Here is a 22,838-nt window from a genome sequence, read left to right on the forward strand (position 1 = left end):
TCCCGCCCCCATTTACCGATCGGAGACATCGGTGCCGCTCCTCCCCGGAGCCGAGCCGTTCCGCCACGAAGGCGGAGAGGTAGGCGTCCTCGTGTGTCACGGCTTCACCGGCTCCCCTCAGTCCGTACGGCCCTGGGCCGAGTCCCTCGCGCGGCGGGGCCTCACGGTGTCCCTGCCGCTGCTGCCCGGCCATGGCACGCGCTGGCAGGACATGCAGGTCACCGGCTGGCAGGACTGGTACGCGGAGGTGGACCGGGAGCTGCGGGCGCTGCGCGAGCGGTGCGCGAAGGTCTTCGTGTGCGGGCTGTCGATGGGCGGCACGCTGGCGCTGCGGCTGGCCGCCGAGCACGGCGACGGCGTCAGCGGCCTCGTCCTGGTCAACCCCGGCAACAAGATGCACGGGCCGGCCGCCCGGACGCTGCCCGTGACGCGCCATCTGGTGCGTACGGCCAAGGGCATCGCCAGCGACATCGCCAAGCCGGGCTGCCCGGAGATCGGCTACGGCCGGGTGCCGCTGCACGCCGCGCACTCGCTGCGCCGCCTCTTCCAGGTGGTCGACGCCCAACTGCCGCAGGTCACGCAGCCGTTGCTGCTGCTGCACAGCCCCGAGGACCATGTGGTGCCGCCGGTCGACTCGGCGCGCATCCTGGGCCGGGTCTCGTCGCGGGACGTGACGGAGCGGCTGCTGGAGCGCAGCTACCACGTGGCGACGCTCGACTACGACGCGGAGTTCGTCTTCGAGGAGACGTACGCGTTCATCGGCCGGCTCGCTCCGAGCGCCGCCGAGGACGCCGGCAAGGAGGGGACGGCTGCCAGTGGCTGAGCGAAACGCGGATCGCGAGGACGGGCGCGATCCGCTGAGCGGTACGGACGGCGGGAGCGGCGACGGCCGCCCCGCGAAGGGCGCGGACGAGCCGCCCGCCGGGACCCCCGGCGAGCCGCCCGCCGCCCCCGCTGCCGACGCCCCGAAGCCCGCGCCCGAGCCGCTGGACGAGGACGCGGTCTGGGCGGCGCTCGTCGCCGCGTACGGCGAGCAGCCCGATCCGGAGACCGGCCGCTGGCCGGCCACCGGGGGCGACGAGCCGGACGACGAGCGGAAGGGGCCGGTCAAGGAGGCGCCGGAGCCCGCGCTGCCCGAGCAGGACCAGCCGAAGCAGCCGGACCGGCCCGATCCGCTGAACAAAGCGGACGGGCCCGGCCGGTCCGCGGGCAGCTTCATCGTGTACGCGCCCGGCGTCGGCCCCCGCGACCACACCCCGGCCGAGGAGGGCCCCGACGAGGGCCACTTCGTGCCGCCCGAGCCGCCGCCGCTCCCGTCCATGGACGTCACGGCCCGGTTCGCCTGGCTCGCAGTCCTCGGCGGCCCGCTGCTGCTGCTCGTCATGGTCCTGCTCCGCCAGGAGCTGACCTGGTGGATCACCACCCTCGGCGTGGGCGGCTTCCTCGGCGGCTTCGCCACCCTGGTCATACGGATGAAGGACGGCGACGACGAGGAGGACGACGACCCGGGCCGCGGCGCGGTCGTCTGAGCCCGGCTCCGTCGCGTACGAGCGCCCGCCCAGAAGCCGATCCGGGCGGGCGCTCTTCGCCTACGGGCGTACGTTCAGGACTCCGCGGCCGGCACCCGCAGCGCGGCCAGCACGGGCAGGTGGTCCGTGGCGGCCCGCAGATCGCTCTCGGTGACGCCCGGCAGCCCCATGGGGACGCCGCAGCCGAGCACCTCGACGCCGTCGGTCGCGAAGACCGCGTCGATGCGCTGGAGCGGGTCGCCGAGCCGGGTGGTGTGCTCGCGGCCCCAGGGCTTGGCGGCCCAGCCGTCGTGCAACGCGCCCGCCAGCAGGCCGAAGGTGCGGCCGTCGGGGCGGTCGTTGAGGTCGCCGGCGGCCACGGCGTGCGGGACGCCGAGGGCGGCCAGCTCGTCGAGGAGCAGCTTCCCCTGCCCGTACCGCTCCTCGTCGCTCATGCTCAGGTGGCAGCTGAGGACGCCGAGGCGGGCCCGGCCGAAGCGGAGCACGGCGGTGGCGAAGCCGCGCTGGTGCAGGCCCGGCGTGCGGGGCAGCAGGATGTCGCGCGCGTGCTCCACCTGCGGCCGGAGCGTGGAGAGGATCATCGGGCCGGAGGCGGTGGCGCCGCCGCCGACGTAGACCAGGCCGGCGGCGCGGGCGAGCCGGGCGGCGGCCTTGCGCCAGCGGAAGAAGCGCGGCGCCTCCTGGACGCAGACGACGTCGGGGGCGCAGGCCCTGATCACGCGGGCCAGCGCGTCGGTGTCGTCGCGCATGGAGCGGATGTTGTAGCTCAGCACGCGGACCAGCGCCGAGCCGTCGGGTTCGGTACGGGAAGCGGGCAGGTCCGCGAGCATCGCATCGCCCCTGTCTGTGGTTGGCGTCATCGGGAGGGAAGCCGTGCTGTCAGCCCTGGCGCGCCAGGTCCGCGGCGCCCACCAGCCCCGCCTCGCCGCCGAGCCGCGCTGCGAGCACCTGGGCGTGCGGCCGCCACTGGCCGCCGACCAGCCAGCGGCGGAAGGACTTGCGGATCGGGTCGAGGACCAGGTCGCCCTCGTCCGAGACGCCGCCGCCGACGATGAACGCGGACGGGTCGAAGAGCGAGGCCAGGTCGGCGAGGCCGGCGCCGGCCCAGCGGGCGAGCTCGCGGAAGGAGTCGACGGCCACGGGGTCGCCGCGGCGGGCGGCGGCGCTGATGTGTTTGCCCTGGATGCCGTCGACGGTGCCGTCGCCGAGGGAGAGCAGGATCTCGGCGTTCTCGGGGGTGGCGTTGGCGCGCTGGTGCGCGTAGCGGACGAGGGCGCGGCCGGAGGCGTACTGCTCCCAGCAGCCCTGGCTGCCGCAGCCGCACAGCAGCCCGTCGGGCACGACGCGGATGTGGCCGAACTCGCCCGCGACGCCGAACCGGCCGCGGCGCAGCTTGTTGCCGATGATGACGCCGCCGCCGAGGCCGGTGCCCAGCGTGATGCAGATGACGTCCTCGTGGCCCTTGCCCGCGCCGAACTTGTACTCGCCCCAGGCCGCGGCGTTGGCGTCGTTCTCGACGACGACCGGCAGCGAGATCCGCTGCTCGACCTTGTCCTTGAGCGCCTCGTGGCGCCAGTTGATGTTCGGGGCGAACAGCACCGTGGCCCGCTTGTCGTCCACATAGCCCGCGGCGCCGATGCCGACGGCCTCGATGTCGTACCCGGCGCTGACCGTGCGCACCGCTTCCGCGATGGCGTCGATGACCCCCTCGGGGGTCTCGGGGGTCGGCACCTTGCACGTCGCGAGGATCGAGCCTTCTTCGTCGACAACGCCGGCCGCGATCTTCGTGCCGCCGATGTCGACGCCGATGGTGAGTCCCATGTGTCCCTCAGTTTTCCGGTCGAACCCCGCCGGGCCCCACGTTACCGGAGGGGGGACGGCGTCCGGTCCGGACCGGAAGAGCGGACGCGGGCCTACCGTTCGGCGGGCCTCGCCTTCAGCGGGCCCCCGTCGAGCGGCCTCCCGTTCAGTCGAGGTCGATGCGCTCCGTGCCGCCCGTGCCGCCGGTGCCGTCCTCGCCCTTCGAGCCGCCCTCGCCGCTCGCGCCGCCCGCGCCCCTGGTCCAGCGCCGCTCCTGGTTCTCGACGGCGGAGCGGTAGGCGGCGAGCAGCTCCGAGCCGGCCGCGGCCAGGTGGTCGAAGACCTCGGGGTTGCGCTCGATCACCGGCTCCACGGCGTTCTTCGCCTGCGTGATCAGCTGCCGTACGGCCCCTTGGGCGGCCAGCCCGGCGAGCGGCAGCTCGATGCCGGACACCTTGTCCGCCACGGCGTCGACGAGCTTGCGCAGTTCCTCCGCGGCGGAGCCGGGGGGCGGCCCGTACTGCCGGCGGCGGCGCTCCTTCTCCGCGGCGAGGTCCTCGGCGCACGCCTTCTCCCAGGCGTCGGGCTCCGCCCTGTCGTCGACGGGGCGCTCGGTGGCATCGCTCATGGCGGACTCCTGCGACGAGGCTGCTGTTCCCCTCGACGTTACCCGAACGGCGCACAGCGGTGGTCCGCGCCGCCGCGCCGCGCCACGGGTCGCGGCCGTGCTCAGAAGCTCTTCGGCCACAGCGCGGGGTCGGGGGTGAACCGCACCCGCAGCACGCCGTCCCGCAGCCCCGCGCCGGAGACGGAGCAGCGGCGCAGCGCGGAGGGCAGGGGCAGGACGCGGCGGAAGGGGCTGACGCTGACGATGAGTTCGTCGCCGCGCCGTATCAGGTCGAGGCCCTCGCGCCGGGCGCCGGGCAGCGGCAGCAGCCAGACGAGCACGCCGTCGTCGGCGAGCCGGTCCTCGACGGTCCACGGGTCGGCGGCGCGGCCGTGCCGGGTTTCGGGGACGAGGCCGAGCGCCTCGAAGCCGCCCAGCTCCGCCATGTCGTCCGGCCCCTGGATGTCGCGACCCAGGTGGGGCAGTTCACGGACGGCCGTCGCGGCGTTCGCGTACTCCTCGTGGATCTCCTTGAGCGCGGTCTGCTGGCGGCCGGAGAGGGCGGCGAGGAAGGGGTCCGCGGAACCGGTCGGCAGCAGCCGGTTGGCGACGACGGAGTCGACGCGGCAGCCCTGGAGGGCGAGGCCGGCGCGGGCGGCGCGCAGCGCGTCGGCGGCGTGCGCCCCGGGTTCGAGGACGAGGCGCACGGTCGTCGCGGCCGACTCGATGACGCCCTGTACGGCGGCGAGTTCATGCTCCGCGTACTCCGCGTGCTCGTACAGCTTCTGGGCGGGCATCGGCACGCCGACGAGCTGGGCGAGCATGGGCCGCAGCGCGCGGGCGGCCTGCCGTTCGGTGGGCAGCAGGCGGCGCAGATAGCGGCGCAGCTGCTCGGGCAGCGCGAGCAGCCGGACCGTCTCCGGTACGGGCGGGGCGTCGACGACGATCAGGTCCCAGCCGCCGTCGGCGTGCGCGGAGCGCAGGGCGGCGAGCGTCGCGAAGGCCTCGGCGCCGGGCGGCTCGGTCAGCTCCTCGGCGTCGAAGGGCGCCGCGCCGAGCAGGTCGAAGAGGGAGGCGGCGCGCTCCTGGAGGTCCTGGGCGTGGCCGCGGAAGCGGGCGTCGGCGTCGATGCGGGCGGCCCACAGGCCGGGGGCGGCGGGTATCGGCTCGGCGGGCCCGGGCGATTCGGCGGGGAGGGCGGCGGCGAGCACCGCGTCGGGGACGGGGCCGCGGTCGGCGGTGAGCAGCAGCGTCCGGCGGCCCGCGCGGGCGGCGGCGAGCGCCGTGGCGGCGGCGACGGTGGTGCGGCCCGCCCCGCCGGTTCCGGTGACGAGGACCGTACGCACGAGGAGCCTCCGGCGGTGGGGAGCGTGGTTCGAGGGACGGCGCCCGCTACTGGGAGGCGCCGTGATGTGGGGGAGCTTGGTGGGGGGCTTGATGCGGGGGGGCTTGCTGGGAGGGGAGACCGGGGCCGACGCGTCGCCCGGTGGGGGCGCGGTGCGGCGCTACTTCGCGGGCGCGTCAGGGGCGGCGCCGCCCTCGACGCGCTTCTTGAGTCCGGCCAGCGCCCGGTCGATGACGACCTTCTCGGCCTTGCGCTTGATCATCCCGAGCATGGGGATCTTGACGTCGACGGTGAGCTGGTACGTCACCTCGGTGTGCTTGCCGCCGGCGGCCGGGGCCAGGCTGTACGAGCCGTCGAGCTGGCGCAGCATCTGGGACTTGACCAGCGACCAGCTGACCGTGTCCCCGGCGTCGCTCCAGGTGTAGGCGAGGGTGTGGTCGTCCTTGATCGCGCCGGCGTCGAGGACGAGCCGGACCTGTGCGGCGCGGCCCTGGTCGTCCTTGGCCAGCACCTCGGCCTCCTTGACCTCCCCGGTCCACTCCGGGTAGCGGTCGAAGTCGGCGATCACCGCCATGACCTCGTTCGGGGCCGCCTCGACCGTGATGCTTGAGCTGGTGTGTTCCGCCATCTCCGTGGCTCCTCCGTACCGGTCCGCCGCCTGGTGTGCCTGCCGGTGAAGGCTACCGCGCGCCGGTCGAACGGCAGACCGCACCTCGACTCAGCGTGACGGCCGGCGCCCCGCGCCCGCCCGGCCGGACCGCCGGCGACCGCCGCGGGCCCGTGCCTCCACCCTAGGAGTGCCCCGATTCACCACTGGAGTGCCCAAGGGGTGCCGGTGGACGCGAAGTGACCGACATTGACGCATTCTGTCGCCCCGATGCGCATCCTGCGGGCGAGCGGCTGGTGGACGTGGCCGAAGACGGAGTACGCCGGGCGGAGCTCGCGGATGGCGTCGAGGAGGGCCGAGCTGCCGCGCTCGAAGCGGCGCGCGACGGTGTCGTAGCAGAGCTCCGGGACCTCGGGCGGGATGTGCGAGCAGAGCACGTCCACCTCGCCCAGGGCGGCGATCTTCGCGGCGTAGACGTCCTCGTCGACCTCGTACGGGGTGCGCATCGGCGAGGGCAGCCCGCCGCCGACGAAGCCGAAGACCCGGCCGCCGATCTCGACGCGCTCGCCGTCGAGCACGGTGGTGCCGGGGCCCGCGAATTCCGGCCAGAGCCGGGGGATGTCGACATTGCCGTACGTCGCGTAGGTGGGCGTGGGGAGTGCGGCGAACAGCTCCGCGTACTGCTTGCGCACGGCGGTCTCGATGGCGCTCTCGCGGTCGATGCCGTCCCAGAGCCGGCGGCCGAGCTCACGGGCCTCGTCGAAGCGGCGGGCGGTGCGCAGCTCGACGAGCCGGTCGGCGTTGGCCGCGCCGAAGAGGTCCGGGAAGATGCCGCGGGAGTGGTCGGCGTAGTCGAGGAACAGGATGAGATCACCCAGGCAGACCAGGGCGTCGGCGCCGTCGCCCGCTCTGGCGAGATCCGTGCTGTTGCCGTGCACATCGCTGACCACATGGACTCGCATACGGATCACCCTAGGCCGAATGTCGTCGCCTCCGGAAGGTCCCCGACCTGCGGTTACTTCCCGGTCACTGGAAGGAGGGACTAGTCTGCCAGGACCAGTCCCATGGCATGCGGCGCGTCGTGTGACGCAACGAACATCTGGGCGGCACCCCTATCCCATGGCCATACCGGTGGGTAACGTCCGGGCCGTCCGATCCCCTGCCTGACATGGACCGCAGCCGGCGCGACGCCCCCGACGACGTAGCGGCGCCGGCGCCCGACGAGGAGCAGCAGTCTTGCGCGAGTTCAGCCTTCCGGCCCTGTACGAGGTCCCCGCGGACGGCAACCTGACGGACCTGATCCGCCGCAACGCCGCGCAGCGCCCGGAGGTGACGGTCATCGGCCGCAAGGTCGACGGCCGCTGGCAGGACGTGAGCGCCGCCGCCTTCCTCGCCGAGGTCCGCTCCGCCGCGAAGGGGCTGATCGCCTCCGGGGTGCGGCCGGGCGACCGGGTGGGCCTGATGTCCCGCACCCGGTACGAGTGGACGCTGCTGGACTTCGCCGTCTGGAGCGCGGGCGCGGTCACCGTCCCCGTGTACGAGACCAGCTCGCCGGAGCAGATCCAGTGGATCCTCGGCGACTCCGGCGCCGTCGCCTGCCTGGTGGAGTCCCCGGAGCACGAGGCCGCCGTGGAGTCCGTACGGGACCGGCTGCCGGAGCTCAAGGACATCTGGCAGATCGAGCGGGACGCCATCGGGCGGCTGCGCAGCGCCGGGGAGGGGCTGTCCGACGCCGTCGTCGACCAGCGCAGCGCCCTCGCGGTCGCCGACTCCCCCGCCACCATCGTCTACACCTCGGGCACCACCGGCCGCCCCAAGGGCTGCGTGCTGACCCACCGCAGCTTCTTCGCGGAGGTCGGCAATGTGGTGGAGCGGCTGAAGCCGCTGTTCACGACGGGCGAGTCGGCGGTCCTGCTGTTCCTGCCGATCGCGCACGTCTTCGGCCGGCTGGTGCAGCTGGCCGCGGTGATGGCCCCGATCAAGCTGGGGCACGTCAGCGACATCAAGCACCTCACCGACGAGCTGGCGACGTTCCGGCCGACGCTGGTGCTGGGCGTGCCGCGGGTCTTCGAGAAGGTCTACAACGGGGCGCGGGCCAAGGCGCAGGCCGACGGGAAGGGCAGGATCTTCGACCGGGCCGCCGAGACGGCCGTCGCCTACAGCCGCGCCCTCGACACCCCGAAGGGCCCCTCCCTCGGGCTGCGGATCAAGCACAAGATCTTCGACCGGCTGGTCTTCCGCAAACTGCGGGCCGTACTCGGCGGCCGCGCCACGCACGCCATCTCCGGCGGCGCGCCGCTCGGCGAACGGCTCGGCCACTTCTACCGCGGCATCGGCTTCGCCGTCCTGGAGGGGTACGGGCTCACCGAGTCCTGCGCCGCCACCGCCTTCAACCCCTGGGACCGGCAGAAGATCGGCACGGTCGGGCAGCCGCTGCCGGGCTCGGTGGTCCGCATCGCCGACGACGGCGAGGTGCTGCTCCACGGCGAACACCTCTTCACCGGCTACTGGAACAACGAGACGGCGACCGCCGACGCGCTCGCCGACGGCTGGTTCCACACCGGGGACCTGGGCACCGTCGACGAGGACGGCTACCTGTCGATCACCGGCCGGAAGAAGGAGATCATCGTGACCGCGGGCGGCAAGAACGTCGCCCCCGCCGTCCTGGAGGACCGCATCCGCGCCCACGCGCTGGTCGCCGAATGCATGGTGGTCGGCGACGGCCGCCCCTTCGTGGGCGCGCTGATCACCCTCGACGAGGAGTTCCTGCCGCGCTGGCTCGCGGACCACGGCCGCCGAGGCGGGCTGACGCCCGCCGATCTCGCCTCCGATCCCGAACTCCTGGCGGAGGTGCAGAAGGCCGTCGACGACGGGAACGCCGCCGTCTCCAAGGCGGAATCCGTACGCAAGTTCCGGGTGCTCCCGACCCAGTTCACCGAGGAATCCGGCCACGTCACGCCATCGCTGAAGCTCAAGCGAGGCGTAGTCGCCAAGGAATTCGCCGCCGACATCGAATCCCTCTACTCCGCGTAGCCGCACAGACTTCGTCCTCAATCGCCGGACGGGCTGAATGTGCCGTCCTCAATCGCCGGACAGGCTCGAACGAGCCTGTCCGACAACTCCCGCGGCCCGGCCAAATCAAGCCCGTCCGGCGCTTGAGGACACGGATTCAGCCCGTCCGGCGCTTGAGGACACCGAGCCCGCCCGGCGATTGAGGGCGCGGGTCAGAGAAGGCGGGCGAGGCGGCCAGCCAATTGGTCCCAGCGCCACCGCTCCTCCACCCAGGCCCGGCCCCGCTCCCCCATCCGGCGACGCAGATCCGCGTCGCGCAGCAGGTCGATGACACGGTCCGCCGCACTGGTCGGCGACCCGCCCCGCACCACGAACCCCGTCTCCCCGTCGAGCACGGCGTCCGGCGCCCCGCCGGAGTCCCCGGCCACAACCGGCAGTCCGGTGGCCGAAGCCTCCAGATACACGATCCCGAGCCCTTCGACATCGAGCCCGCCCCGCCGCGTACGGCACGGCATCGCGAAGACGTCGCCCGCGCCGTGGTGCGCGGGAAGCGCGGCCCACGGCACCGGGCCGGTGAAGCGGACCGAGTCCGCGACCCCGGTGTCGGCGGCGAGTCTGCGCAGGTCCCGACCGTACGGACCGTCCCCGACGATCAGCAGCACCGCGTCCGGCACCGCGGCCAGGATCCGCGGCATGGCCTGGATCAGCGTGTCCTGCCCCTTGCGCGGTACGAGCCGGGAGACGCAGACGACGACGGGGCGGTCCGTGAGCCCGAGCCGGGCCCGTACCTCGTCGCCGCCGGAACCGGGGTGGAAGGTCTTCTCGTCCACGCCGGGCGGCAGTTGGACCATGCGGGCGGCAGCGGCGGCGGACAGCGCGGGGGCGATCCGCGAGCGCGTGTACTCCCCCAGATAGGTGATCGTGTCCGTGCCTTCGCCGATGCGCCGCAGGAGTTGCCGGGACGCGGGCAGCTGCGCCCAGCCCGCCTCGTGGCCGTGGGTGGTGGCGACCAGCTTCCTGGCGCCGGCCGCACGGAGCGAGGGCGCCATCAGCCCGAGCGGCGCGGCGGCCCCGAACCACACGGACGTGCAGCCGTGTTCGCGCAGCAGCCCGCCCGCCCGCCGCGTCACCCGCGGCGTCGGCAGCAGCATGGTCGTACGGTCCCGCACGACGCGGAACGGCTGCTCGGCGTCGAAGCGCGCCGTGGCCTCGGCGCCCTCCTGGCCGCGCTTCCAGGTGGAGGCGTAGACGACGATCCGCTCGGGGTCGAGCCGGAGCGCCATGTTGTGCAGAAACGCCTGGATGCCGCCGGGGCGCGGCGGAAAGTCGTTGGTGACGATCAAGGTCTTGTCCATCGCCTGTGACAGTACCGGGTGCGATCGGGCGGCAGCCGCGCCGCGCCCCGCCACGTCGGCGCCCCGGGCCGCCGCGGACGGCATCATGCCTTTCTGGCCGAATGCGGAGGAATGGCATGAAACTAAAGATTGCGGGCATCGGCGGCGCGTGGCTCCTCACCCGCACCGTGCTGCTGCTGGGCCTGTGCAAGGTGTGGACGCTGCCCGGCTCGGACGTCACCCTCGACGTCCAGTTCATCTACCAGGGCTGGTACGAGGTCCTGCGGACCGGCACGTTCCCGGTGGCCGACGTGACCTGGCAGTACCCGCCGGCCGCCGCGCTGGCCGTGCTCTCCCCCGGCCTGCTGCCGTTCCTCGGCTACGCCCCGGCGTTCTTCGCGCTGTCCTGCCTGACGGACGCCGTGGTCTGCGCGGCCCTGGTGTACACCGGGCTGCGCGCGGGCCGCAGCGGCGCGGGGGCCTGGCTGTGGGTCGCCGGGCTGCCGCTGCTCGGCCCGATCGTGTACGCGCGCTACGACCTGATGGTCACGGCGGTCGCCGTGGCCGCGCTGCTCGTCGCCGCGCGCCTGCCGCGCGCCGCGGGCGCCCTCGCCGGCTTCGGCGCGCTGCTGAAGGTCTGGCCGGTGCTGCTGCTCATCGGCGTTCCGCGCGGCCCCCGCACCCGCGCGACCTGGGGCGCGGCCGTGGTGACCGCGCTCGGGGCCACCCTGCTCGCCGCGGCGGCGATGCCCGGCGCGCTCTCCTTCCTGACCTCCCAGCGCGACCGCGGCACCGAGGTCGAGTCACTGGGCGCCCTCGTCTTCCATGCGGCGCGCCATTTCGGGTGGGGCGGGCATGTGCGGTACACGTACGGCTCGGTGGAGTTCATCGGCCCGTACGTGCCGCTGGTCAGCCGGATCGCGCTGGCGCTGACCGTGTCCGCCTGCTGCGGGCTGCTGCTGTGGCGGCTGCGGGCGCGGCGGTTCGCGGTGCGCACACCGTTCGACGCGGCCTTCGCGGCCGTGCTGCTGTTCACCACCACGAGCCGGGTCATCAGCCCGCAGTACCTGGTGTGGCTGATCGGCCTCGCCGCCGTCTGCCTGACCACCCGTACGACCCGGCAGCGGCTGCCCGCCCTGCTGGTGCTGCTCGCGGCCCCGCTCACCCAGCTCGAATTCCCCGTCTGGTTCCGGCACGTCTCGCACAGCGACTGGCAGGGCGTGGTGCCGCTGGCTCTGCGCAACGGCCTGCTGGTGGCCGCGACGGTGATCGCCTGCGTGCGGCTGTGGCGGGAGACGGTCTCCGAGCCGCGGGCGGCGGCGACGGCCGCCCGGCCCGACGAGCGGGTGCCCGCGACGCTGTCCTCCTGACGCCCCCTCAGCCCAGTTCGGCCTGTACGTACGCGCGCCAGCGCGCGGTGAACTCCGCGGCGTCCAGGCCGAGTACGTCGCGCAGCCCGGCCTCCAGCGCTCCCGCCCGCCGCCGGCCGTCGCCCACCTCGCGGTAGAACGCGACGAGCTTCGCCTCGCCCCACTTGTCGGCGATCATGCGGCAGGCGAGCCACCCCTCCTCGTACGCGCGGGCCAGCCGCTGGGGCTCGCCCGCGAAGCCGAAGTCGGCGTCGGCCGGCAGCTTCGCGGGCGCCTCGCCGCGCGCGACGGCGCGGGCCAGCTCGGGCGCCGCCTGCCGGGCCGTACGGTCGGTGGCCCGGTACCCGGCCCAGTCCGCGAACCCCTCGGACAGCCACAGCGGCGTGGCCGACGAGGTGTACGGGCGGGTGGCGACGTGCGCGGTCTCGTGGGTGAGCACCACCTGGCGGCCGAGCGTGCCGAGGGTGCCGTACGCCTCGGGGTTGACGATCACCCGGTCGGCGGGGGCCGCGCCCGCGCCGCCGGCCTCACCAGTGGTGACGGCCGCGATGCCGCTGTACGACGCCGGGGACGCGCTGAGCAGTCCGGCCATCCGCTCCAGCGAGGCCGGCAGTTCGACCACCACCCGGTGCGCCCACGAGCCCCGCCAGGCCGCGTCCACGGCGGGCACGGCCCGGTCGGCGACGTCCGCGAGCGCCCGCAGCCCGGCGCGGTCCTGGCCGACGCCCATCACCAGGCTGTGCGCGCCCCGGACGACCGTGACCGGGCCCTGGTCCCAGAGCTGGCTGCCGCCGCTCTCCTCCGCGGCCACGTACCACCGGCCGCCGCGCTCGGCCAGCGTCAGCTTCCGCTCGACGGTGACGGGCGCGGTGTCGTACCCGGCGAGCCGGTAGCGCAGATCGGCCCGTACGGCGAGGCGCTTGCCGCCGCCCGCCGCGGGGGTGAAGCCGCCCGTGCCGCGCACCCGGTACTCCCAGGAGGCCAGCGGCACCTGGGACAGGTTGCCGAACACCTTGCGCTGCCGCGCCCGCAGCGCCGTGGCGTCCCGGTCGACGGTCGCGAGGTACGTGGTCTCGTCCCGCTCCCGCACCGCCGCGGCCCGCCGGTCCAGCATCCGCTGCACGCCCCGCGTGCCGGTGTCCGGGTCCCCGTCCGATCCGCATCCGGCGAGCCCCGGCGCCGCGAGCGCCGCCACCGCCGCGCAGAGCACCACCCACCGCCCGATCCGCCACCTCTGAGCTGCCACTCCCCGATCGTACGGGCGGCCGGGGCTACGGCCGGGTGACCGAGGAGATGGGCATCATGCCGACCGGATCGGAGCGGACCGACGCCCCGGGGTAAGGGGCGTGCACCACCTGCCCGTTGCCGACGTACATGCCCACATGGCTGGCATCGTCGCGGTACACGACGAGGTCGCCGGGGCGCGCCTGGCTCACCGGCACGTGCTGTCCGGCGTCGCGCTGCGCCTGCGAGGTGCGCGGCAGCGAGACCCCGGCCCGCCCGTACGCCCACTGCATCAGGCCGGAGCAGTCGAAGGAGCCGGGGCCGGACGCGCCCCATACGTACGGGGATCCCAGCGCGCCCCGTACGGCCGCGACCGCGGCGGCGGCCCGCCCGGACGCGGCGGCGCCGCCCTTGAGGTCCGGCAGCGTGGTGGGGCGGGCGCCGGAGCGGGAGGCCCGGTCGTACTCCCGGCGCTGGGCGTCGGTCAGCGAGTTGAGCAGCCGGCGCGCGGTGGCGAGCTTCCGCTCGACGTTCCGCTTGTGCTCCCGGACCGCCCTGCGGCTGTCCTCCAGGTCGGCGAGGAGCCGGGACGCCTCGACGCGCTCCTGCCCCAGGGCGCGCTGGGCCCCCTGGAGCGCCCGCAGTTGCCCGGCCTGGCGGCCCGTGACGCGGTCGAGGGCGGCGGCCTTCTCCAGATAGCCGTCCGGGTCGGAGGAGAGCAGCAGGGCGACGCTCGGGTCGATGCCGCCGGAGCGGTACTGGGCGCCGGCGATGGCCCCGAGCGCGGTGCGCATGCGGTTGACGCGCTCCTGGCCGCGGGCCGCGCGGTCCTGGATCCGCGCCACCTGGTCGCGGAGGCGTCCGCTGCGCTCCCCTGCCGCGTTGAACCGCTCGGTGGCCCGTTCGGCCTGCTCGTAGAGCCGGTCCACCTGGGCCTTGACGGTCTTGGTGCTCGCGGTGTGCTCTCTCGGCTCGGCTCCGGCGGGGGTCGCCGCCAGCGCCGCGGCGGCGGTGGCGACGGCCACGGAGACGACGGTGGCCTGAGTGAGCCCGGACTGCGTGGGACGGCGATGGGACGCCACTGGAAGCCGCACTCCCTTCCGCTGCGTGCGGCCCCTGCCGCCCGGGGACGGGCGTACGACATGCCGGGGAACCGCGCGCCAGACAGTAGCCGCGCGATCACCCGGGGTCCACGGAACGCGCCGTGGGCCGGTCGTGGGGCAAACGCGAAACCCCGCCGGAGACGCAGGTCACCGGCGGGGCGCTCAGTCAGCGGCTACTGCCGCGATTCGCCCGAACGGGCGGCGCGGCAGAGGGTTTCAGCCGATGCGGACGCCGAACTGGAATTGCATGTTGTCCATCGACTCGTACCGCACGTTGGCGCCGGTGTGGGGCGCGTGCAGCACCTGGCCGTTGCCCGCGTACAGCCCGATGTGGGTCAGGTCGCCGTTGAACAGCACCAGGTCGCCCGGCTTGAGCTGACTCCGCGTCAGGCGCTGGCCGTCGTTGGCCTGGGCCTGGGAGGTGCGGTCGAGGTGGACGTTGGCCTGCGCGTACGCCCACGAGGTCAGCCCGGAGCAGTCGAAGGAGTTGGGCCCGGTGGCGCCCCACACATAGGGGGTGCCGATCTTGGTCTTCGCGGCGTTCAGCGCGGCGGCGGCGCGGCCCGACTCGGGGACGTCGTGGCCGAGGTCCGCGTGGCTGCCGGAGCCGGACCGGTCGGCGTGGGAGGAGCCCTCGTTCTCCTGCTTCTGCAGCTCCTCCTTCTCCTTGGCGGTCAGGGTGTTGAGGAGATGCTGGGCGTCGGACAGCTTGCCCTGGACCTCTTTCTTCTTCTCCCCCAGCGTCTCGCGGGTCTCCGCGAGGTCGGCGAGCTTGCCGCTCGCCTCCTCGCGCTCCTGCTTGAGCGTCCGCTGCTTCTCGCTGATCTGCTTGAGCGCGTCGGCCTGCTTGGTGGAGAGCTGGTCGAGGGTGGACGCCTTGTCGAGGTAGGAGTCCGGGTCCGAGGAGAGCAGCAGCTGCACGGCGGGGTCGATGCCGCCGGAGCGGTACTGGGCCGTGGCCATGGCACCGAGGCTGTCGCGGAGCTTGTTCAGCTCCTCCTGACCGCGCGCGACCTTGTCCTGCTGGGCGCTGACCTGCTTCTCCAGCTTGTCCTGCTTCTCCTTGGCCCCGTTGAACTTCTCGGTGGCCTGCTCCGCCTGCTCGTAGAGCGCGTCGACCTTCGCCTTGACTTCCTTCTTGTCCGGCTTGGGGTCGGCGTGCGCGGCCTGGGACGTGAGAGCGACAGCTGCGGCGGCGGTCGCGGTGAGTACGGTCACCCGCGTGCGGCTCGCTTGCTTGGGTCGACGGTGGGACGCCACGAAGGCGAGCTCCTTCATCCTCCAACCGCCTACCGGGCCTGATGGGGATGCACCCCGGCTCCGCGTGAACTGCACGGACTCGGCGGGACCTTCACCGTCATCCCGGATGGATGATCGACCGCGCGAAGGTTCGAGGCCCGACCCTAGTGACCTTCTTGTGATCCGTTCAAATCCTCATAGGCAAAATCTGCCTCCTGAGCACATCTTTTACCAACACAACACGCGTGGTGATGATTAGCTGACACTCAGGCGTCACCAATGAGACGACAGTGCGAAGGAAACCGGCCAGGTGCACGCAAGTCACTTGAACGGCACAACCGCTGCCCCACGCGGCGCCCCGCCGGAGACACGGGTCAACGGCGGGGCGCTCGATCGGCGGCCGCTGCCGCGGTCCGCCCGAACAGGCGTCGCGGCAGGGGGTCTCAGGCGATGCGGACGCCGAACTGGAATTGCATGTTGCTCATCGGCTCGTAGCGCACCTTGGTGCCGGGGTAGGGCGCGTGCAGCACCTGACCGTTGCCCGCGTACAGCCCGATGTGGCTCAGGTCGCCGTTGAACAGCACCAGGTCGCCCGGCTTGAGCTGACTCTTCGTCAGGTGCGGGCCGTCGTTGGCCTGGGCCTGGGAGGTGCGGTCGAGGCTGACGCCGGCCTGCTTGTAGGCCCACTGGACCAGCCCGGAGCAGTCGAAGGAGTTGGGGCCTGTCGCCGCCGGCACGTAAGGGGAGCCGATCCTGGTCTGCGCGGCGGCCAGCGCGGCGGCGGCGCGCTGCGAGTCAGGGGCGTCGTGGCCGAGATCGGCGCTGCTGCCGGAGCTGGAGCCGCCGGAACCGGAACCACCGGAACCAGAGCCGCCGGAGCCGCCGGAGCTGGAACCACCGTCATCCGAGCCGGAGGAGACCGTGTTCTGCTCCTTCTGCAGCTCCTCCTTCTCCTTGGCGGTCAGGGTGTTGAGAAGCTCCTGGGCCTCGGCCAGCTTGCCCTGGACCTCCTTCTTCTTCTCCCCCAGCGCCTTGCGGGTGTCCGCGAGGTCGGCGAGCTTGCCGGACGCCTCCTCGCGCTCCTGCTTCAGCGTCCGCTGCTTCTCGCGGATCTGCTTGAGCGCGTCCGCCTGCTTGGTGGAGAGCTGGTCCAGAGTGGACGCCTTGTCGAGGTACGAGTCCGGGTCCGAGGACAGCAGCAGCTGCACAGCCGGGTCGATACCGCCGGAACGGTACTGGGCCGTGGCCATCGAACCGAGGCTCCCGCGGAGCTTGTTCAGCTCCTCCTGGCCCCGCGCGACCTTGTCCTGCTGGGCGCTGACCTGCTTCTCCAGCTTGTCCTGCTTCTCCTTGGCCCCGTTGAACTTCTCGGTGGCCTGCTCCGCCTGCTCGTAGAGAGCGTCGACCTTCGCCTTGACTTCCTTCTTGTCCGGCTTCGGTGCGGCGTTCGCGGCCTGGGACGTGAGAGCGACGGCTGCGGCGGCGGTCGCGGTGATCACGGTCACCCGCGTGCGGCTCGCTTGCTTGGGTCGGCGGTGGGACGCCACGAAGGCGAGCTCCTTCATCCTCCAGCCGCCTACCGGGCCTGGTGGGGGGAGGATGCACCCCGGCTCCGCGTGAACTACGCGGACTCGGCGGGACCTTCACGGACATCCCGGATGGATGATCGACCGCGCGAAGGTTCGAGGCCTGACCCTAGTGATCTTCTTGTGATCCGTTCAAATCCTCATAGGCAAAATCCGCCCCCGGAGCGCATCCTTTACCAACGATGCACACACGGTAGCGAAACACTGACACTCGGACACCGAAAGCCGGGCGGCCGTTCGGATCGAAGCGGTCAGGTGCGCGCAAGTCGCTTGAGCAGCAAGGCCGATGCCACCGGCCGCGCCCCGGCCTTCGCCACGCCGTCGGCCACCTCGCGGTCGGTGGAGACCACCACGACCGGCCGGCCCGGCGGTTCGGCCCGTACGAGCTGTCGGATCAGCTCGTCCGCGGTCACACCCGGCTTGCTGAACAGCACCCGCACCCCGCGCGGCGGCGCGAGCAGCACCGGGGCGACCAGCTCGGCGCCGTCGAAGACGCAGGTCATCTCCGCGCCCGTCTGCGCCGCCAGCACCGCCAGCCCGCCCAGCAGCCGCAGCCGCTGCTTGTCCAGCGGCATCGTCGGATAGCCGGTCTTGGTGACGTTGTAGCCGTCCACCACCAGATGCGCCTGGGGCAGCGCCAGCAACTGGTCGAGCAGCGCCGGATCCATCTCGGAGAGCGCGCGCGTCGCGATGTCCTTCGGCGTCATCTTCCCCGGCTCCACGGCCTCCACCGTGTCCGCCGGGTGCACCGACGCGGGCGGCAGCGCCAGTTCGCGCCGCAGGCCCTGCGCGGCGTCCAGCACGGTGTCCAGCAGCAGCCGCAGCCGCATGTCCTCGACGCTGCGGCCCTCGCGGGTCGCCCGCCGGCTCGCCTCCAGCGCCGACTCGGCCTCGGCGAGCCGCGCCTTGAGCCGCCGCGCCTCGCTGTCCGCCGCCGTCTTCTCGGCCGCCGCCGACGCCCGCAGCGCCTCCAGGGCCGCCTCGGCCTTCCGCGCCGACGCCTCGCCGCGCCGCACGTCGCTCACCGCGCTGCGCAGCTTGCGCTGATAGCCGTCGGCCTCCTTGCGGGCCGCGTCCAGCTCCTGGCGGACCCGGTCCACCTCGGCGCGGGCCGCCCCGCGCGCCTCGGCCAGTTCCTCGCGCAGCCGCCGCAGCTCCCGCTGCGCCTCCTCGCCCGCCCGCTCGGCGTTGGCGCGCTGCGCCTCCTCGCCGGCCGCCGCGACGAGCTTGGCCCAGCCCACGGGCCGCACCACATAGGCCACCGCGGCCACGTCCACGGGGTCGGCGGCGGCGGGCGGCGCCCCGTTGTCCAGCGCCTCGGTCAGCTCCGGCTGACCCTCGCGCAGCCGGGCCGCGATCCGCTGCCGGAAGACGGCATCGGCCTCGATCGCCGCGGCCATCGCGTTGCCCGCGAACTTGGCCCGGCGGTTCGGCGTGAACCGGGCGTACTGCCGCAGCTGCGGCGGGAGTTCGGAGACGGTCAGCCCGCCGAAGGCGTCCGCGACGAGCGCCACGACCCGGCGCCGCACCGCCTCCGGCAGGGGGCGGTCGAGCACCTCAAAGGCGCCGTCGGCGTCACCGGCCGCGCCCTCGTCGCCTGTGTGCTGGGCCACCGCTCATCGCTCCGTTCTCAGGCGCTCGCACCTGGCCGGCCGACCAGCTCGATCTGGTCGACCGCGTTGCACCAGCGGCAGCGCACGGACTCGATGGTCTCACTGACGACCTCGTGCTCCTCGACCGTCGGCTCTCCGGCCAGGTCGAGGTGGACGTAGTCGACGGCCTTGGTGGAACGGGTCACGTCGAAGCGGGTGAGGTTGCCGCACAGGGTGCAGCGCCACCGAGTCTCGGCTGTCGGCTGGGGAACGCCCATCGTGTCGTCCGTCCTCATGTCTGCTCGCGGGTTGTTCTCACGGACCGCGGTGCGCCGTCGAACTGCGGGAGTGCTTTCCGTAACCCTACGGCCTGGCGCCGCCCGGCCGCCCCGGCGAGGCGGTCCGTACAGGTTCCGCCCGGTACGAGATGATCCGTGCATGATCAGGAAGGCGGCGGACGGCAGGTCCGGCACCCCGGCGGGGCCCGTGGTGACCTACGCCCTCATCGGCCTGAGCTGCCTGATCTTCCTGATCGGCCCGGCCTCCGGCTTCAACCGCTCGTACGGCGCGGACGCCGACCTGATCGCCGCTCAGACGGCGTACTTCGAACGCTGGGGCATCGTCCCCGCCGATCTGTGGCGCGGCGCCCCGCTGGAGCCGCTCACCCCGCTCACCGCGCTGTTCGTGCACGGAAACTGGCTGCACCTGCTGGGCAACATGCTCTTCCTCTTCGTCTTCGGCGCGATGACGGAGGAGCGTATGGGCCGGCTGCACTTCGCCGTCTTCTACGTCGCGACCGGCTATCTCGCGCTGCTCGGCTACGCCACCGCGCACGCCGATTCCACCCAGGCCCTGGTCGGGGCGTCCGGAGCGATCTCCGGGGTGCTCGGCGCGTTTCTCTGCCTCTTCCCCACGGCGCGGGTCACGAGTCTCTTTCCGTTCCTCTTCTTCCTGCCGCTGCGCTTCCCCGCCTGGGCCGTGCTCATCTTCTGGTTCGTGCTCCAGTGGCTGGCCGCCGGCGCCGCGGGCTCCCAGCCGGGCGTCGCCTATCTCGCGCACCTGGTGGGGTTCGCGCTCGGCTTCCTCTACGCGTGGGCCCGCTACCGGCGTCCGGCTAGAGTGAAAGGCGCGGCCCCGCCCAGCGAGGGGGCGCGCCCACCCGGGGACCCCGACACCAGCGGCTGACGCCACGGGCCCCCGGACCCGCGAGGAGGAGCCAGCCTTTGATCACGTCGATCGTGCTCATCAAGACGAGCGTGGACCAGATCCCCGAGATCGCCGAGAAGATCGCCGCCCTGGAGGGCGTCAGCGAGGTCTATTCGGTCACCGGCGCCCACGACCTGATCGCGATGGTCCGCGTCGCCCGCCACGACGACCTCGCGGACGTCATCCCCGGCCGCATCAGCAAGGTCCCGGGCGTGGCCTCCACCGAGACCCACATCGCCTTCCGCACGTACTCGCAGCACGACCTGGAGGCGGCCTTCGCGATCGGCCTGGACGCGTAGCGCCCGGCCGACGGGGAGCATCCTGGCCCGCGCGGGCGGCGCCCGGCGTCCCCTCAGGCCGCCGACACCGGCACGCAGCGGCCGCCCTCGGTCCGGTAGGACCACTTGGCACCGGAGGCGACCAGTTCGCGTACGGCCGCCACGAAGCGGTCGATGTGCTCGTCGGGGGTGCCCGCGCCGAAGCTGACGCGGATGGCGTTCAGTGAGCGCTCGCCTGGCGCGGCCTCGGGCGCGCCGCACTCTCCGACCTCGTCGCTCTCCGCGCCCAGCAGCGTCCGCACCAGCGGGTGCGCGCAGAACAGGCCGTCGCGCACCCCGATGCCGTACTCGGCGGAGAGCGCCGCCGCGAAGTGCGAGCTGTTCCAGCCCTCCACCACGAAGGAGAGGACGCCGACCCGGGGGGCGTCGTCGCCGAAGAGCGAGAGCACCTTCACCTCGGGGATCGCGGCGAGCCCCTCGCGGACCCGCGCCAGGAGCCGCTGCTCGCGCTCGACGAGCGCGTCGAAACCGGCCTCGGTCAGCGCCTTGCAGGCGGCGGCGATCGCGTAGACGCCGATCACGTTGGGCGAACCGGCCTCGTGCCGGGCCTCGGTCTCGTGCCACTCGACGTCCACGCCGCCGTCCGCGCGCCGCTCGACCCTGCGGCTCGCGCCGCCGCCCGCGAGGTACGGCTCCGCCGCCAGCAGCCAGTCCCGGCGCCCGGCGAGCACGCCCGAGCCGAACGGCGCGTACAGCTTGTGGCCGGAGAACGCCACCCAGTCCACGTCCGAGGCCGCCACGTCCACCGGGTGGTGCGGCGCGAGCTGCGCGGCGTCGAGGACGATCCGCGCGCCGTGCGCGTGGGCGGCGGCCGCCAGCTCCCGTACGGGCCACACCTCGCCCGTCACATTGGACGCGCCCGTCACACAGACCAGCGCGGGCCCGTACGGCTCCCGGTCGGCGAGCGCCTTCTCCAGCGTCTCGACGGCCTGCGCCGGGGTGCGCGGCGCGTCGAGGTAGCTGACGGTGACATCAGAGGAGGCGGAGGCCGCGCGCCGCTCCCACGGCAGCAGCGAGGCGTGGTGCTCGGTCTCGAAGACGAAGACGCGCGTGCCGCGCGGGAGGGCCGCGGCCAGCAGGTTGAGCGAGTCGGTGGTGGAGCGGGTGAAGATCACCTGGTCGTCGGCGCGGCAGCCGAGGAACTCCGCGACGTCGGCGCGGCTGTTCTCGAAGAGGTCGGTGGAGAGCTGCGAGAGGTACCCCGCGCCGCGGTGCACGCTGCCGTAGTAGGGGGCGTACGCGGCCACGTCGTCCCAGACCCGCTGGAGGGCGGGGGCGCTGGCGGCGTAGTCGAGCGCCGCGTAGACGACCTCGCCGCCGGTGACCAGCGGGACGCTGACGTCCCGGCCGAGCACCGGCAGCGGCTGGGCGGCCGCCGCGGCAACGGCTTCCGAAGGGGTGGCGGTGACGGCGGCGGTGGCGTGTGCGGACATGCTGAACTCTCCCGGCGGTGCAGGCGGAATGTCTTCGAAGGCGCACGGGTTCGGGGACGCGTGCGGAACGCCTCGACGCGCGGCTCGCGCGGCATACGGAGGCATGAAGAGATCTGAGAAGACCTGAGGAACCCTCAGGGGACGTCAGAAAAGGGGCCGTCGGCCCTATCGCATTCGCTTGCTCACGAGACTGCTCCCTCAAGACCAGGACCCCTGGACGAGGGGCCCGCGCTTGCCGAGGACCTTGCTGTCCACGACCTGGTCTTCACCCGGGGCACCCCGCCACGGACGGAGGGTTGCCGGACAGCGGGCCGGGGCCTATGTCGCTGTCACTCATGACCTGTGCAGCATCTTGCCACACGATCTTCGATGCGCAAGGCGCGGTCCGCACTGTGGACTGCGCCCTGCGTCACACGAAGCACCACACCGCGCCCCGCGCCATCGGCGTCAGGCGTTGCTCGCCACGACCCACCGCTGCAACGCGTCCCGCGCCGCCCCCGAGTCGACGGCGTCCGCGGCCCGCGCGATCCCCGCGGAGATCTGCGCGGCGAGCGGCTCGTCCGTCGGCTCCAGCGCCACCAGCGCCGCCGCCGAGTTGAGCAGCACCGCGTCCCGTACGGGCCCGGTCTCCCCCGCCAGCAGCCGGCGGGCGACGTCCGCGTTGTACGAGGCGTCGGCGCCGCGCAGCGCCGAGACCGGCACCAGGTCGATGCCGACGTCCCGCGGGTCGAACGCCTCCTCGCGGACCCGCCCGTCCCGCACGATCCACACCCGCGAGGTCGCGGTCGTGGTCAGCTCGTCCAGCCCGTCGTCGCCGCGGAAGACCAGCGCGCTGGAGCCGCGCTCGGCGAGGACCCCGGCGAGGATCGGCGCCATCCGGGCGTCGGCGACGCCGGTGGCCTGGGCCTTGACCCGCGCGGGGTTGGTCAGCGGGCCCAGCACGTTGAACGTCGTCCGGATGCCCAGCTCCCGCCGGGCGGCGGCCACATGGCGCAGCGAGGGGTGGAACTTCACCGCGAAGCAGAAGGTGATGCCCGCCTCCTCGGCGACCCGCACCACCTGCCGCGGGTGGAGGTCCAGGTTGACGCCGAGCTTCTCCAGCACGTCGGAGGCGCCGCTGGCGGACGACGCGGCGCGGTTGCCGTGCTTGACGACCTTCGCCCCCGTGCCGGCCACCACGATCGAGGACATGGTGGAGATGTTGACGGTCTTGGCCCCGTCGCCGCCGGTGCCGACGATGTCGATGCTGGGGCCGGGCACCTCGATGAGGTTGGCGTGGTCGTACATGGCCCGTACGAGCCCGGAGATCTCGGCGACGGTCTCGCCCTTGGCGCGCAGCGCGACCGCGAAACCGGCGATCTGGGCGTCGGTGGCCTCGCCGCGCATGATGCGGTCCATGGCCCAGGCGGTGTCGTCGGCGCCGAGGTCGCGGTGGTCCAGGAGCGCGTCCAGGATGCCCGGCCAGGTACGGGCCGTCGCGCTGTCGCCGCCTGCCGGGGTCGCAACGTTCATG

General features: G+C 73.4%; 21 protein-coding genes and 1 riboswitch. Of the genes, 6 read left to right on the forward strand and 15 right to left on the reverse strand.

All coding sequences use genetic code 11. The features are described from left to right. Nucleotides 1-31: 31 nt before the first annotated feature. Both AB0I49_RS32175 and AB0I49_RS32180 read left to right on the forward strand, forming a co-directional pair. Nucleotides 32-823, forward strand: a complete 792-nt coding sequence (locus tag AB0I49_RS32175) for an alpha/beta fold hydrolase (RefSeq protein ID WP_363230683.1) — start codon at nt 32-34, stop codon at nt 821-823. Between the two features lie 163 nt (nt 824-986). Then, a complete protein-coding gene (locus AB0I49_RS32180; protein ID WP_363230743.1) occupies nt 987-1,529 on the forward strand; it encodes a hypothetical protein in 543 nt (180 codons plus the stop codon). A 74-nt stretch (nt 1,530-1,603) separates the two neighbouring features. On the opposite strand, the gene AB0I49_RS32185 is transcribed toward AB0I49_RS32180, so the two are convergent. The 6 genes from AB0I49_RS32185 to AB0I49_RS32210 form a co-directional block, all read right to left on the reverse strand. Next, complete coding sequence (locus AB0I49_RS32185; RefSeq protein WP_363230684.1) at nt 1,604-2,359, reverse strand: endonuclease/exonuclease/phosphatase family protein; 756 nt, start codon at nt 2,357-2,359, stop codon at nt 1,604-1,606. A 49-nt stretch (nt 2,360-2,408) separates the two neighbouring features. Further along, on the reverse strand, nt 2,409-3,350 hold the full coding sequence (locus AB0I49_RS32190) for an ROK family glucokinase (protein WP_363230685.1): 942 nt from the start codon (nt 3,348-3,350) through the stop codon (nt 2,409-2,411). A 145-nt stretch (nt 3,351-3,495) separates the two neighbouring features. Further along, nucleotides 3,496-3,957: a DUF5304 domain-containing protein gene (locus tag AB0I49_RS32195; RefSeq protein WP_363230686.1), complete on the reverse strand. Its 462-nt coding sequence runs from the start codon at nt 3,955-3,957 to the stop codon at nt 3,496-3,498. A 101-nt stretch (nt 3,958-4,058) separates the two neighbouring features. Beyond that, entirely contained in the window at nt 4,059-5,282 is a 1,224-nt protein-coding gene (locus tag AB0I49_RS32200) for an ArsA-related P-loop ATPase (RefSeq protein WP_363230687.1), read from the reverse strand. A 159-nt stretch (nt 5,283-5,441) separates the two neighbouring features. Further along, entirely contained in the window at nt 5,442-5,909 is a 468-nt protein-coding gene (locus AB0I49_RS32205; RefSeq protein ID WP_363230688.1) for an SRPBCC family protein, read from the reverse strand. Between the two features lie 179 nt (nt 5,910-6,088). Continuing rightward, a complete protein-coding gene (locus AB0I49_RS32210; protein WP_363230689.1) occupies nt 6,089-6,850 on the reverse strand; it encodes a metallophosphoesterase in 762 nt (253 codons plus the stop codon). A 274-nt stretch (nt 6,851-7,124) separates the two neighbouring features. On the opposite strand from AB0I49_RS32210, the gene AB0I49_RS32215 reads away from it, so the two are divergent. After that, entirely contained in the window at nt 7,125-8,921 is a 1,797-nt protein-coding gene (locus AB0I49_RS32215; protein ID WP_363230690.1) for an AMP-dependent synthetase/ligase, read from the forward strand. A gap of 191 nt (nt 8,922-9,112) precedes the next feature. On the opposite strand, the gene AB0I49_RS32220 is transcribed toward AB0I49_RS32215, so the two are convergent. Continuing rightward, complete coding sequence (locus tag AB0I49_RS32220; protein ID WP_363230691.1) at nt 9,113-10,255, reverse strand: glycosyltransferase family 4 protein; 1,143 nt, start codon at nt 10,253-10,255, stop codon at nt 9,113-9,115. A gap of 116 nt (nt 10,256-10,371) precedes the next feature. On the opposite strand from AB0I49_RS32220, the gene AB0I49_RS32225 reads away from it, so the two are divergent. Next, nucleotides 10,372-11,604 (forward strand): glycosyltransferase 87 family protein, encoded by a 1,233-nt coding sequence (locus tag AB0I49_RS32225; RefSeq protein WP_363230692.1) that lies wholly within the window; start codon nt 10,372-10,374, stop codon nt 11,602-11,604. 7 nt (nt 11,605-11,611) lie between these two features. On the opposite strand, the gene AB0I49_RS32230 is transcribed toward AB0I49_RS32225, so the two are convergent. From AB0I49_RS32230 to AB0I49_RS32255, 6 genes are all read right to left on the reverse strand, one after another. Further along, on the reverse strand, nt 11,612-12,850 hold the full coding sequence (locus AB0I49_RS32230; RefSeq protein WP_363230694.1) for a hypothetical protein: 1,239 nt from the start codon (nt 12,848-12,850) through the stop codon (nt 11,612-11,614). Nucleotides 12,851-12,875: 25 nt separating this feature from the next. Beyond that, on the reverse strand, nt 12,876-13,910 hold the full coding sequence (locus AB0I49_RS32235; protein WP_363230695.1) for an NlpC/P60 family protein: 1,035 nt from the start codon (nt 13,908-13,910) through the stop codon (nt 12,876-12,878). Between the two features lie 237 nt (nt 13,911-14,147). Then, entirely contained in the window at nt 14,148-15,191 is a 1,044-nt protein-coding gene (locus tag AB0I49_RS32240; protein ID WP_363230696.1) for an NlpC/P60 family protein, read from the reverse strand. Between the two features lie 422 nt (nt 15,192-15,613). Then, entirely contained in the window at nt 15,614-16,717 is a 1,104-nt protein-coding gene (locus AB0I49_RS32245) for an NlpC/P60 family protein (RefSeq protein ID WP_363230744.1), read from the reverse strand. A 290-nt stretch (nt 16,718-17,007) separates the two neighbouring features. Beyond that, nucleotides 17,008-18,369, reverse strand: coding sequence for an NYN domain-containing protein (locus tag AB0I49_RS32250; RefSeq protein WP_363230697.1), 1,362 nt, complete (start codon nt 18,367-18,369; stop codon nt 17,008-17,010). Between the two features lie 17 nt (nt 18,370-18,386). Beyond that, complete coding sequence (locus AB0I49_RS32255) at nt 18,387-18,626, reverse strand: hypothetical protein (protein ID WP_363230745.1); 240 nt, start codon at nt 18,624-18,626, stop codon at nt 18,387-18,389. A gap of 160 nt (nt 18,627-18,786) precedes the next feature. On the opposite strand from AB0I49_RS32255, the gene AB0I49_RS32260 reads away from it, so the two are divergent. Both AB0I49_RS32260 and AB0I49_RS32265 read left to right on the forward strand, forming a co-directional pair. Next, nucleotides 18,787-19,533, forward strand: a complete 747-nt coding sequence (locus AB0I49_RS32260; protein WP_363230698.1) for a rhomboid family intramembrane serine protease — start codon at nt 18,787-18,789, stop codon at nt 19,531-19,533. A gap of 38 nt (nt 19,534-19,571) precedes the next feature. Next, a complete protein-coding gene (locus AB0I49_RS32265; protein ID WP_363230699.1) occupies nt 19,572-19,853 on the forward strand; it encodes an Lrp/AsnC ligand binding domain-containing protein in 282 nt (93 codons plus the stop codon). 53 nt (nt 19,854-19,906) lie between these two features. On the opposite strand, the gene AB0I49_RS32270 is transcribed toward AB0I49_RS32265, so the two are convergent. Next, nucleotides 19,907-21,325 carry an aminotransferase class V-fold PLP-dependent enzyme gene (locus AB0I49_RS32270; protein ID WP_363230700.1) on the reverse strand — a complete coding sequence of 473 codons (1,419 nt, stop codon included), beginning with the start codon at nt 21,323-21,325 and terminating at the stop codon, nt 19,907-19,909. Between the two features lie 223 nt (nt 21,326-21,548). After that, nucleotides 21,549-21,666, reverse strand: a riboswitch (SAM riboswitch). A 106-nt stretch (nt 21,667-21,772) separates the two neighbouring features. Further along, nucleotides 21,773-22,837, reverse strand: a complete 1,065-nt coding sequence (gene trpD, locus AB0I49_RS32275; RefSeq protein ID WP_363230701.1) for an anthranilate phosphoribosyltransferase — start codon at nt 22,835-22,837, stop codon at nt 21,773-21,775. Between the last annotated feature and the right edge of the window lies 1 nt (nt 22,838).

The organism is Streptomyces sp. NPDC050617 (assembly GCF_040654795.1).
Lineage (GTDB): Bacteria > Actinomycetota > Actinomycetes > Streptomycetales > Streptomycetaceae > Streptomyces.